Raw genomic sequence first — 13,081 nt, forward strand, 5'->3', positions numbered from 1 at the left:
AATATTCTCTGCAATATATCAAAAGAAGCTTATTGATATAAAACCGAGATAAATATCCATTAAGGAATCTTTACTTTTTCAAAATAAGAGTAACTGCGAGAATACAGCCGTTTGCTATAAACAACTTTTCAATGCTCACAAAGTCTGTAAAAAAACCTGCAACAATTGGGGAAAGCGAAAGCCCAGCATAGATAGTCGTGTTAAAAAGCCCCATTACAAGACCTCTGTCAGCGTTTATTCTGGCAACCGCAAGGGCAAAGCCTACAGTTGCAATTCCGGACCCTCCACCAAGGCTTGAGAATCCCAGCAAGGGATATTTTATTGCAGAGAGAGCTCCAAGGGCAGAAAACCCTAATCCAATTCGAATTAAAGTTTTTTCATTTAATTTGAAATACCCTCCAAGAAGAGAGGTAATCATTGCACAAATATAAAGGCTGGAAATCAAGATCCCAAGGTGAGTTTTTGTTATAGTGCCCAAGCTGTAGTCAGGATAGTAGGCCAAAAGCACTCCGATGGCTCCGTTAAGCAAGAAAGAACTGAGCCAGAGTCCAAAACTGCCACAGTTCAGGAGATCCTTAATTTCCCTATAAGGCTTTCTGAAAAAATCGGGACTTTTTAATGCACTTGTTTTCCCTAAGATTTCAGGACAAGCCAGTTCTTTGTACCTGAAAAGCAGGGAAGTGGTCAAAAGGAAGGTAAGAATCGTGAAAATCAGAATTGCTCCTTTCAAATAGGTTTCTGCCAGCACCCCTGAGAGAAAGGCTCCTGCTGCCAAGCCGGCATTAAAAAGAAAAGTAAGCTCTCCTAGATAGCGCCCTGGATTGCTGAGTTTTGATAATATAGCAAAAGAAGACGGAAAAAAGGCTCCACAGGCCGAACCTTCTATAAACCTTGCAATTAAAAGAATCCAGAGGTTCTCGGAAAGTAGAATTATCAACCCTGAACTGAACGTCAGAATGATACCTAGTGCTATGAACTTAAAATTACCGAACCTATCCGCGAGAATTCCAAAAGGGAGCATTGTTCCCAGAGCTCCAAGGAAGTAGGCGGAAAATAACAGGCTTAAGGCGAACCCTCCAGGGGAATTATTACTCAGGCTCGCAAGCTCCGGAAGGATAGGGACAACAGCATTAGAGAGTCCCATTATAGTAAAAGCTGCTCCGTAAATCAAAAGCCTGTGGAGGTTCATAGCACTAAAAAAACCCTTAACTAAGTATATAGTTTCTTATTAGTTTCCGGTCTGTATTTCTTGTCCGTAAAAGTTTCAAAAATCCGTCTCCCGGAGGCTGGGAGGCCAGGGATCGATTTTTAAAACCCTCTTCAGCTCTTCGCAGGACTTTTATCCATTGCATAGTCATAACGCTTTAAGAAGATTAAATCCAGTTACTAAGCTCTGGTCATTAATGTAATATAACACTTTTATTATAATAAGTTGGATAGAATGCATAGTTATTTATATAATTAGTTTGAATAGGGGTAATGTGAGTAATGTGAGCGGGAAACTTTTTTCACATACCATACCCCCCACTCCCCATATGACCCCCCACTCCCCAACCCGCTCACACTACTTCTACTTATCAATCTAACAAAGGTCAATGGAATTTTTTTCAATATGTTGAATTGATGGAACTTTTCCTTATATGTTGAGCTTTTAGTTCCTGCTTCTTTAGAATTTTAGTTATTTCCTTAGAACTTAGTTTTATTCCTTGAATTTTAATATTATTTCTTTAGAATTTCAATTCTGTATGGTAATTTCAATTTTAGTTATTTATTGATTTATTGATTTATTGATTATTGATTTATTGATTTATTGATTTATTGATTTATTGATTTATTGATTTATTGATTTATTTACTTAGACCCTCAGTCCTCCCAGTTTTTTTGCCTCACCGTTCAGAAGAAAAAAAGGTCAAGGGAACTTATCATTGTATAGAAATCAGTTTTTATGTTTCAGAAAAAAGAAATTCGAACTATGTTCAATGAAATTTCATTTCCAGAGAAATTATGAATACCATAGGCTTACCAATAAAAGTACTCTAGGGAAGTGGACTTATTCATAATGAAAAAAGTTTGAGAATAAGATTTACTATTTAGTGAAATAAATATTCGAAGCCTCACAACTATAGGCTGTGAGGCTTGATCCCATATTCTTACCTAGTTAGGCTAATGATTCCTTTATTACTCCTTTGTCGGGATTCTCATTCCATAGAATGAACGCCAGACAAAGATCAAGCCAATCAAAAGGAATATGGCACCTGCATAGGGAGCTATATTTCGGAATGACTCGGAAATAGCGATTTCCATGGCTAGTAGACCAAACAGGGTGGTGAACTTGATAATTGGGTTCAGAGCAACTGAGGAAGTATCTTTAAATGGATCGCCTACCGTATCGCCCACCACAGTGGCTTCATGTAAATTAGTGCCTTTTTCCTGCAGATCTACTTCCACTACTTTTTTGGCATTATCCCAGCATCCTCCGGCATTTGCCATGAACACGGCCTGGAACAATCCAAATACTGCAATGGAAATCAGATAAGCGATGAAAAGCGCCACAGAGTCTTTCGAGGCTATTGGAGCAGAGAGACAAGAAAACGCCAGAGTAAAAGAGAATATGGCGATAAAAATATTGAACATACCCTGCTGTGCATACTGAGTACAGATTTTTACCACTTCTTTAGACTTTTCAGTAGCTGCTTTCTGACTCGCGTTTTCATCAAGCTGTATATTCTTCTTGATATATTCAACTGCTCGATAGGCTCCAGTACTTACGGCCTGGGTTGATGCCCCAGTAAACCAGTAAATTACACAGCCGCCTGCTAATAATCCAAAGATAGTATAGGGATTGAGCAGAGTCAGGATTTCTTCAGGCTGTACTCCAAGAACATCTTTAATAACAAGAATCAAGGAGAAAATCATCGTTGTAGCGCCAACAACAGCTGTACCTATTAAGACCGGTTTGGCTGTAGCCTTAAAGGTATTTCCTGCTCCATCGTTGGCTTCCAGATAATGTTTGGCTTTATCGAAATCCGGTTTGAAGTTGAATTCTTTCTGAATATGTTCCTTTATTTTGGGAATGGTTTCTATAAGTGACAGTTCGTAAATGGATTGAGCGTTATCCGTTACAGGTCCATAACTGTCAACTGCTATGGTAACAGGACCCATGCCCAGCATCCCAAAGGCCACCAGGCCGAACGCGAATATAGAGGGATAGATCATTATCTCACTCAGGCCAAATCCGCTGGCATAGTAGGCAATGAACATCAACAAGATGAAGACCATACCGATCCAGAAGGAGCTGAAGTTACCTGCAACCAGTCCTGAAAGAATATTAAGAGACGGACCGCCTTCTCTGGAAGCTTTGACAACTTCGGCTACGTGCTTGGAATTCGGGCTGGTAAAGATTTTGGTAAATTCGGGAATTAAAGCCGCTCCCAGAGTACCACAGCTTATGATTATCGAGAGTACCAGCCAGAGATTCTGCAACTCGGCAGGAACTCCGGAACTCGGTCCCAGCATGTAATAGCTTACGGCAAAGGTTCCAACTATGGAGAAAATCGAGGTAATCCATACCAGACTAGTCAGAGGCTGTTCAAAATCAAAATCATCTTTGCCGCTGAATCTTGCCTGGCTGAGTGCCCTGTTGATGTAGAAAGAGGCTACGGAGGTAATGATCATGAGTATACGCATGACAAAGATCCAGGTAAGCAGGATGCCGGTCAGGTTAGGCTGTACAGCTAGAACTATGAAGGTGACAAGTGCGACTCCTGTTACACCATAGGTTTCGAATCCGTCTGCGGTTGGTCCTACGCTGTCACCTGCATTATCTCCAGTGCAGTCGGCAATAACACCGGGATTACGCGGGTCATCCTCTTTTATTCCAAAAACGATTTTCATCAGGTCGGAGCCGATATCGGCGATCTTGGTGAATATCCCGCCTGCAATACGTAAGGCGCTGGCTCCCAGAGATTCTCCGACTGCAAAGCCTATAAAGCTTGCTCCAGCCAATTCTCTTGGAACAAACAGCAGTATAATTAACATCATTATTAGCTCAACGCAGACAAGAACCACTCCTATACTCATTCCTGCATCGAGAGCAATATTTAACAGTTTCAGGGGTTTTTTTTCAAGGGAAACGAATGCGGTTCTGCTGTTAGCCAGGGTATTCATACGAATTCCGTACCAGGCAACAGAGTAAGAACCCAGTATCCCTAATACGGTCCAGCCCAGGATGAGCAATACTCCGCTCAGAGACATTTTTTGAAGGAAGCCAAAGTAAAAGGCTATACAGAAGCCGATAAAAACAAATAATATGCACAGCAGTTTACCCTGCTGGATAAGATATGTTTTACAGGTCTCGTAAATTGTGTCGGCCACGTCAAGCATGGACTTGTGAGCCCTGATTCCTTTCACCTTCATAAACTGGTAAAGGCCGAACAGCATACCTAATACACAGACTACGATACCCCAGAGCAGCAAATTGTTTTGCCCCTGGCTTAAATTCGGAATTTTAAGATTCGCCTCACTGGCAGCTGCTATTGCCGGTGTTAGCGACATTATGGCCAGGCTCAAAATACTTCCTAGTGTTGCCTTGACCACCTTATTTTTGGTTATAATCTCCATTTAGCCGATCACTTCTCTCATCACATTTTTGACAGATAAATTGATTAAAGGTTAATTTTTAGCGGAATTGTAAGTGATTACTTTTATGATTTTGTTCAGTTTGCTGGGAGTTAAGGTCTTTTAAGTAGCATCGAACCTATATAATTGCCCTTCCCTAGAAACCTCAAAATCCAAGTATATTTCTATCCTTGCAGATAACCTAAACTAGACTTAAAGGCTTTTTTTCAATTTTTATATTAGAGTTAGGAGTGCGTATGTCTGCATTACACTGATGCACCTCATACAAGGTTTTTCAAAAATAAGTCTTAAATCTTTTATTCAGATCTGCATTACTACTGATGGCCTCATAGCGAGATTACCCAAACGGAAAGGGTAATACAAGGCCATTCGTGACGTACTTCTTGTCACAAAGAGTAACAATTCTTATGTACATCACGTGAGTTAAGTAGCGATAGGTGTTATTAGTGATAGGTTTTCATGATCAGCAAAGTCAGTTCAAAAACTAACTTTTAAACGTTCATGAGTCCTGAATATATCATTGATTTGGCTCACAATTCTCGTGCAATATATTTTAATGTAAATTAAATTTGGAACTGTTAAAGCCTCATTTTTGACGAAAGCGTAATCAGTTGTTAGTATATAAACTTTTTTACCCTTTGTCTAATGATAATTTTTGAATTACTTTACAATAATTTCTCTCTTTCTCCTATAACAAAGGAATTAGCAGTTCGACTGAAAAAATCAAATACTTCAAACATAAACTGTCAGATTTGAGTTTAAATCACAGTATTTGAAGTATTTGGTTTTGTACCTCATGTGCGTAAGTCCTATAGTATATTCTCCAATCTTCTCCAATCCGAAGAACCCAAACATGACATGAATTTATAGCATGTTGCTTAGGCAATGTAAAGAAGTGGAACTGCGGCAATATAATATGCTGAGAGATAAGCCTTACGCATTCTACATTTTAACGGACTAGTTCTACTTTTTTTCAGTTAAGTTCCTAGATATATAAAGATATCGACCAATTTCCGATAAAAAAAGGCAATTCTATTTGTAAATTATATTTTTTAAATATTTATATACCTAATAAATAAGGTAATAAGTTTCCGTGTTCCTAGGCAGAATTGAAAAAATGAAAAAAATTAGATCCAGTTTTATAAAAATAAGATTTTAAATAGCAATTGTATTATTCCATTAGCTGTTTGATATTTCACCCTTGAGTGCTCTTTGTTTATCTACTCTCGTTTAATAAGCCTGCAACATATACAAACTAGGCAGCGTAAAAAAATAAGACACAGAAAGTGCAAGTATGCGAATACTCGGGATAAGTATCAGCCAAATATTATCAGCCAATTATTATGGATCACCAAAGAATTAAACAGATAAAGATTACTTTCTATGCTTTTCCAAAAAAACAGGTAACAGGCTATAGCTTAACTGCCTCAACAGAATATATCAATTCCCGATAGTAACCGCCAAAACAGATAACTGGCAAGAAGGTCAGGAGAGATCAGTTAACCCCCCTTACCTGTAGTAACTGGAACTCGATTTCATCCGGGACTGTGGCAAGAAATATGAACGTATTGTACCCCAGTTTCTGAACTTCTTTAATCGCACTTGCCTGAGCTTCATCCAAATCTCTAGAGTCTTTCACAATGCAAAAAGACTTCCGGTTTCCAGTGTTTACAAGGAAATTAAAAACACTTCCATGGGTATTCAGGAATGAAACGAGATTCTTAAGTTCTTCCCAAGTGCTGCACATGTGAATGTACTTGGATCCCATATTTTCCACATACCAGTCCTTGCTTACGTAAGAGTAGGAAGCATACTGTTCATTCAGCTCATCAAAAGCTTTGAGGATTTTGTTAATGTCCTTCCTCAAGTTTATCCATTTCCAGCTCTGTGTTGTAAAATAACGGGCTGCCACTATCTCAAAAATTGCCTGTTTATCTTCATCTTCTAGTCTCATTCTTTCACATCTCTATTTTGTCTATGTTCTTTATGCTCAGAATGCATCGTCCTGGGCATAGCTTCTGTTAAACTGCAGGGCAAGTTCGGCTTTTTCCAGTTCTCTACCCAGATATGCAGCATGATCCAGACGGGAGACCAATTCCAGTTCAAGTAGCGTATCCATAACTTCCCTAGCATTTTTTCCCACAATTGAAGCTTTCTCATGCTCGGCTACAATCAGTCCGCCGTTTCCACTTATTCTGTCAGGTACTATACGGATGCGGATAGGACCCGCAGGGTCTACACGCCAGATTTTTGAAGTTCTGGCTTGAATCACATTTTCCGGGAGCGGAAAATCAGGTCGCCTACGTTTTTCTTTAATGCAGAGAAGATCAAGCCCCAGATCTTTTGGTGAGCTTTCTCTTATACCACAAAGCATCATCATTTCAGAAGCCCTTTTCAGTTCCGCAATCGAACCCTGTGCCTTGTCACTGAACTCGGGGGTAAAAAGAATGCTTGCTCCAACCTCTGCTCCTATTCCACAGAGTGTGGCATTAACTCCTATAGTATCCACATCCATAAGCTCAGTTACATTGCCAACTCCGAAGAACACGGGAATCTCAGGGTATATCCTGTGAAACTCATGAAAACGTACAATGGATTCGGTTATATTGTGACCCACAGGATCAAGCACAGGGTCAGCTATAATCTTTTCAATACCAAGCCTGCGGGCAGCTTCGACGTTTCTGAGAAGACTTTCCAGACTTCTGTCCTCATCCGGAATTATAACGGCTGCTATTCCTGCTCTGGCAACAATCGGGCCTGCAGTCTCAAGATTAGTGCTATTGAGACTCAGAACAAGGTCTGCACCTGCTTCTACTCCTTCTCGTATCAGTTCAGGGTCAAGGGTATCTATGCTTACAGGGGTCTCGGTAATATTTTTTGCAAGGGATACGACTCTTCTAGCCTGCTCTGGCAGGGTATTAAGGGTAGCACCAAGGTCGATAATATCTGTTCCCCTGGCGATAAAAGCTTCGATTTTTGTCTGGAGCGTCGGAGCATCCATTTCCAAGGCCCCTACAATTTCTCCCATAACCTTCATGCGAGACTTTCCTCCGATTTTTACACCTCGTAGTGTGAGAGGGGAGGAGGCTTCTTCCTCGGTTTTTCTTATTAAGTCAAGGGCCATCTCTTTTCGAACATCAGCAAGAAGTTCACATGCCGGGACTTTTTCGGAAAACTCGATTTTTCCGGCAAACGGGAGCACAAAGCCAAGATCATAAGCGTGCTTTGGTCCAAGTCGAATTTTACACCCCAGTTCTTCAGAAGCTTTTGAAAAATTTCCTGCTACAAGCCCTGGAAGTAAAATGAGTTCATAAACTTTAGGGAGTCCAGATTCCTGAAATGTTTTGATCAGTTTTTTAGGAGTGATAAAGGCGGCAATATCAATATCAGCTACGAGGATATCGGCTTTATTCCCGACTGCCTTCCTGACAGTATTTTCCGCAAGCCGCCCTGTTGCAATCAAAATCTTCATGTTTTTTAGATAGAAGCGCTAATAAAAAAGAGTATCTGTTTGAAACGCATCAGTAAAAAGTATAAGGGATGAAAAAACCCGAACTTTTCAGCTTTGAGAATTCGGGCTTTTACATATGAGATTTAATTAATAAAATCAATGATTGAGTCGTCATGTTTCTTTCTAAGGGGCCCTGCAGAATTCCTTAATCGGTCTGCCGTCATTCTTCCGAACCTTCTTTCCTGCACGGAGTCCGCTTCGGATCTGGGCTCCAGAATCCCGGATGATGCCTGAGGGCCAAGAATCTGGGCAGACTGCACACCTGTCATGATGGCCATTACCCTGACCTTACCTTCATAGTCCTCTCGGACTCTTGCGCCCCAGATGACATTTGCATTTGGAGAGAGTTCATAGGTAAGCATGGAGGCGATTTCCTCGGCTTCCTTGAGGCTGAGATCAGGCCCACCGGTTACATGAACAAGACTTCCGGTTGCACCCTTATAGTCAACGTCAAGCAGGGGATGGTTTAAGGCAGTCCGCACTACCTCGGTGCTCTTGTCCTGGCTCTTTGACTCACCTACAAGCATAACTGCAACTCCGCCACAGCTCATGATAGTTCTGATATCGGCGTAGTCGAGGTTTATCAGAGAGGGCACTGTGATAGTCTCTGTAATTCCCTTTACGGTCTCGGCAATTAGCTGGTCCATTACAGAAAAAGCCTGGTCTATAGGAAGGTTTGGCACGTAATTAAGCAGCCTGTTATTGTCCAGGACAATTACGGTATCGGCTGCCCTACGCAGGTCTTCAAGTCCTTCTTCGGCTTTAAAGATTCGAGCCCTCTCAACTCTGAAGGGGCTGGAGACCATTCCTACAACAATTGCTCCCTGCTCTTTTGCCACTTCAGCAACTACAGGAGCAACGCCCGTTCCGGTACCTCCGCCTAACCCTGCAGTTACGAAAACAAGGTCAACATCCTTTAATACTTCTTCAAGCGTGCCCCTTGCAAGTTCTGCAGCTTTCTTTCCGGTCTCGGGGTAACCGCCTGCTCCTAGTCCCCTCGTGAGGGTTTTTCCCACGAGTATTTTCTTGTCAGCTCTTACATTATCAAGGTGCTGCTTATCGGTATTGATACAGACCGTTTCCGCACCTTCAATTCCCATGTTATAGAGACGGTTTACAGTGTTGTTCCCGGCACCCCCACATCCAACAATCATGATTCGCGGTTGCCCGAATTCTTCAAAGTCGTCATCAGAGGAGGAATTCTTCCGATATTCCTTCTCTTTTTCGCTGAATTTCATTGCTTCCTGTACTATTGATTGCAATTCTATCCCCTCGATTGGATCTGTGTCTAATTGCTACATTTGACTCCCCACCCTTTACATCGGGGGCCACATATCTTTTAATATTTTGAGTGGAGTTATGAGATAATCGATAAGAACTTATCAAAGATTTTCATCCGACATCTTTAATAAGTTGGCACTCTGCCGAACTTAAATATTTCGGACTTATTTAAACAATATTCTGAAATTGTTTATCAAGTTTAAATATGTCACCCATAAATCTCATATATTCACTCTTTTACTTCCTTTAACATTTACTTCTCAAAGATGAAGGGTGAGGGACTACCAAAATGTTTATATACACCAATTTAATTTTTTGTTAAAAGTTTCATTTTTCTCAGCAAAGCTCTCCTGATTATTCGAGTTAGGGCAATTTTTCGATCTCATTTTCTGTATTCTTTTGAAGCCACACTTGATTTCAGGAGCTAACATGCAGTCCTGTCATTTGTTTTCTATGAAACTGTTAATTAGAGTTTTACAATTTAATGAGACTGATTATATTATTACTTTTAACTAGAATTACCCTCTTAAAATCTGTTTCGGTATTATTCAGGAATTTCGAGGCTCTTGCTAGATTTTTTGAGTTAATATTTTCTAGATTAATATAAATATTTCCATATTTGAAATATACAGTCAATAGGATCCAGTTTATCTCCTAAATATTATTTGTATAGAAAGCTTTGAATTAATTTCTTTAGTATATTTGTATTGGGAAGTATGGTTAGGAAAGTGCATTAAAAATTGATAGAGTGATAAAAACATAAAAAGAGTACTAAATCAATGAGAAATATGTTAAATTCATAAAAACATGTAAATTTACGAAAAATGCATTTTAAAGCTAAAACCCTATCTGGAATTTTCCGGGAAAACTTTAAGGCTTCAAAGCCACTTTACCTTTAATTCTTAGGGATCTCAGATACCTTATTCCTCTGGAATCTTAATTCCAATCACAAGTTTTTAATTTTGGAGTCAGAATCGTGTTAAAGGCATTAATTTTCGATATGGATGGCGTTCTCGTGGATTCCATGCCCTTCCATGCGGCAGCCTGGAAAAAGGCTTTCCTTGACATAGGAATGGAAATTCAGGACCGAGATATTTATGCAATTGAAGGTTCAAATCCTAGGAACGGCCTTCCTTTGCTTATCCGGAAAGCCAGAAAAGAACCAGAAGCATATGATTTTGAAACTATTACCTCGATCTACAGGCAAGAATTCAAACGGATTTTTGAGCTGAAAGCTTTCGATGGAATGAAAGAGTGCCTTGAAGTCCTTAAAACTCGTTTTCTGCTCTCAGTAGTCTCTGGCTCTGACCATCTTATTGTTCATGAGATTATTGACAAGCTTTTTCCCGAAGTATTCGATATTGTGGTTACAGGAGACGATATTAAGAACCCAAAACCTTATCCGGATCCTTTTCTTAAAGCTGTTGAGCTCCTTAATGTCCAAAGGGAAGAATGTATAGTAATAGAAAATGCAATTCTGGGCGTAGAAGCTGCAAAAAAAGCCGAAATTTATTGCATCGGTATTCCCACATATCTGGATCCTTCACAGCTTGACAGAGCAGACCTTGTAGTAGGAGATCACAGACAGCTAATGCAACATCTTCTAAGTCTTGAGCCTGCTAATGGGTTCAGGTTATGAAAAAATTTATTATATTTTCAAAAAAAGAATATAGACCCCTGAAGGGGTCACAGTAACCTTACGGTTTCAAGGTTTGTAAGAGCCCTTGTCTCAATCTTCAGTTTCTTGTAAATCGAACTTGCCAGGTCAACACAGGCTTTTTCATCCCCATGCTCGGTAAATACCCTTTCGGGACGGGGCTGCATCCTCTTGACGTAATCCATAAGCTGTCTCCTATCGGAGTGACCTGAGAAACCATCAACTACCTGGACTTCCATGTTCAGCTTCAGGATTTCGGTGCTTCCGCCCTTACCTGTCATGGGGATTTCTTTCCATCCTTTCTGGATTCTGCGTCCGATTGTTCCGTCGGCCTGATACCCTACAAATACCAGAGAATTGCGCTGGTCTTCGGCAAAGGCTTTGAAATAGTCCATAACCGGCCCTCCGTTCATCATTCCCGAGGTCGCGAGAATGACACAGGGATGAGGATTCTGAATTATCTTCTGGCGCATGTCATGTGAATCAACAGGCTTGAAACATTCGGATAAGAAGGGATTCTGACCTTTCTGGAAGATCAATTTCCTAAGGTCGTTGTTCAGGTATTCAGGATGTGTAGCATGAATCGCCGTCGCTTCCCAGATCATTCCGTCCAGATAGACCGGAACTTCAGGAATCAGCCCTTTTCTTATGGACTCTTCAAGCACTATCATAACTTCCTGGCTTCGACCGACTGCAAAAGCCGGGATGACACAGATTCCTCCCCTTTCAACCGTATTCTTAACTACCATCTGTAGATGCCTTTCGGCATCTTTAAGTGAGGGCTGGAAAGCATTAGAATTCCCATAAGTAGCTTCACTGACGACAGTTTCAACTCTCGGAAACTTATTGACAGCAGGATCAAAAAGCCGCGTTTTCTCATATTTGTAGTCTCCTGTAAAGACTACGTTATGGAGCCCGTCTCCAATATGGAAATGAGAAATAGCCGACCCCAGAATATGACCTGCATTATGGAAAGTCAGTTTGATATCAGGAGCAATATCCGTTACTTCCTCATAGTCCAGAGGAATCGTGTGTTTGAGGGTTTTTGCTATCATGCCTGACTCGTAGGGAATCTTCTTCCCTTCTTTTGCGGCCACGTCGATGTAGTCGAGCTGAAGCAGCACCATGAGATCCCTTGTAGGTGGCGTGCAGTAAACAGGCCCTTCATACCCATATTTGAAAAGCAAAGGAACAAGCCCCTGATGATCCAGGTGGGCGTGAGTAACTATCACGGCATCTATCTGGTTTAAGGGAAAAACTTCAGGAACATAAAGATAAGGAGTCATGTTTTCGTCCGAACCCACATTGACTCCACAATCAATAAGGATTCTGGACTCTGGAGTCGATAGCAGGAAACAACTCCGCCCTACTTCTTTACACCCCCCAAGCGATGTAACCCTTACCCACTGATCTTTTGATGTACATTCTTTGTGAATTTTCCTCCCCACGGATTTAAGGATTTCTTTTCTTTCCTTGAGGTTGTTTCTCATGAACTCCCTAATATTTTTAACTGTGCGGGATTTGATAGGAGGAGTCCGCACAACCTTCGGAATCCAGCCAATCTGCTTTGTGATCTCACGGAGAGTAGCTCCATGCTTACCTATCACAAGCCCAGGCTTTTCAGCTTCAATAATTACTTCTCCAGAATCGGGATCAAAATAATAGCTCGAGATTCCGGATTCATTTGGAACAACTTCTTCGATTATAGAAATAGAGTCTTCAGGAGTTGCGAGCACCCTGGGATCAGGGCGCATGGCAATCCGCGTCCTAAGTTCTTTTGCCAGGTTGCGAATAATGTTCCCGTCGTCTGCGAATTTGCGAGGCTCTTCAGTATATAGCACAAGCTGAGGCCCTTCAAATTCCACATCGGTAATTGTAACTCCCGCGGGTAGGTTTTTCTCAATTTTTTGTTTGAGGTCTAATAGCACGTCTTCAATAGGCATCAAAAATCTTCCTTTTTGTCAAAAAATGAAAAAATATATAGATATTGGAAA

General features: G+C 40.9%; 7 protein-coding genes. 1 reads left to right on the top strand and 6 read right to left on the bottom strand.

Annotation, left to right across the window (positions count from 1 at the left end):
- Positions 1-70 precede the first annotated feature (70 nt).
- The 5 genes from BP861_RS00640 to ftsZ form a co-directional block, all read right to left on the bottom strand.
- Positions 71-1,189 carry an MFS transporter gene (locus BP861_RS00640; RefSeq protein ID WP_292371549.1) on the bottom strand — a complete coding sequence of 373 codons (1,119 nt, stop codon included), beginning with the start codon at positions 1,187-1,189 and terminating at the stop codon, positions 71-73.
- A 989-nt stretch (positions 1,190-2,178) separates the two neighbouring features.
- Positions 2,179-4,620, bottom strand: a complete 2,442-nt coding sequence (locus tag BP861_RS00645; protein WP_292371551.1) for a sodium-translocating pyrophosphatase — start codon at positions 4,618-4,620, stop codon at positions 2,179-2,181.
- Positions 4,621-6,133: 1,513 nt separating this feature from the next.
- On the bottom strand, positions 6,134-6,592 hold the full coding sequence (locus BP861_RS00650; RefSeq protein WP_292371553.1) for a hypothetical protein: 459 nt from the start codon (positions 6,590-6,592) through the stop codon (positions 6,134-6,136).
- Positions 6,593-6,628: 36 nt separating this feature from the next.
- Complete coding sequence (locus BP861_RS00655) at positions 6,629-8,110, bottom strand: dihydropteroate synthase-like protein (RefSeq protein ID WP_292371555.1); 1,482 nt, start codon at positions 8,108-8,110, stop codon at positions 6,629-6,631.
- A 122-nt stretch (positions 8,111-8,232) separates the two neighbouring features.
- Positions 8,233-9,411, bottom strand: a complete 1,179-nt coding sequence (gene ftsZ, locus BP861_RS00660) for a cell division protein FtsZ (RefSeq protein WP_292371557.1) — start codon at positions 9,409-9,411, stop codon at positions 8,233-8,235.
- A gap of 995 nt (positions 9,412-10,406) precedes the next feature.
- On the opposite strand from ftsZ, the gene BP861_RS00665 reads away from it, so the two are divergent.
- The gene (locus BP861_RS00665; RefSeq protein ID WP_292371559.1) at positions 10,407-11,069 is read left to right on the top strand and encodes an HAD family hydrolase; all 663 of its coding nucleotides are present in this window, start codon (positions 10,407-10,409) and stop codon (positions 11,067-11,069) included.
- A gap of 47 nt (positions 11,070-11,116) precedes the next feature.
- On the opposite strand, the gene BP861_RS00670 is transcribed toward BP861_RS00665, so the two are convergent.
- A complete protein-coding gene (locus tag BP861_RS00670; RefSeq protein ID WP_292371561.1) occupies positions 11,117-13,030 on the bottom strand; it encodes a beta-CASP ribonuclease aCPSF1 in 1,914 nt (637 codons plus the stop codon).
- Positions 13,031-13,081: the final 51 nt, after the last annotated feature.

This window comes from Methanosarcina sp. UBA411 (genome assembly GCF_002495725.1).
In the GTDB taxonomy this organism is placed as follows: Archaea; Halobacteriota; Methanosarcinia; order Methanosarcinales; family Methanosarcinaceae; genus Methanosarcina.

Coding starts and splice junctions, on each gene's coding strand:
- BP861_RS00670 (WP_292371561.1), bottom strand. CDS start 13,030: ATGCCTATTGAAGACGTGCTATTAGACCTCAAACAAAAAATTGAGAAA.
- BP861_RS00640 (WP_292371549.1), bottom strand. CDS start 1,189: ATGAACCTCCACAGGCTTTTGATTTACGGAGCAGCTTTTACTATAATG.
- BP861_RS00645 (WP_292371551.1), bottom strand. CDS start 4,620: ATGGAGATTATAACCAAAAATAAGGTGGTCAAGGCAACACTAGGAAGT.
- BP861_RS00650 (WP_292371553.1), bottom strand. CDS start 6,592: ATGAGACTAGAAGATGAAGATAAACAGGCAATTTTTGAGATAGTGGCA.
- BP861_RS00655 (WP_292371555.1), bottom strand. CDS start 8,110: ATGAAGATTTTGATTGCAACAGGGCGGCTTGCGGAAAATACTGTCAGG.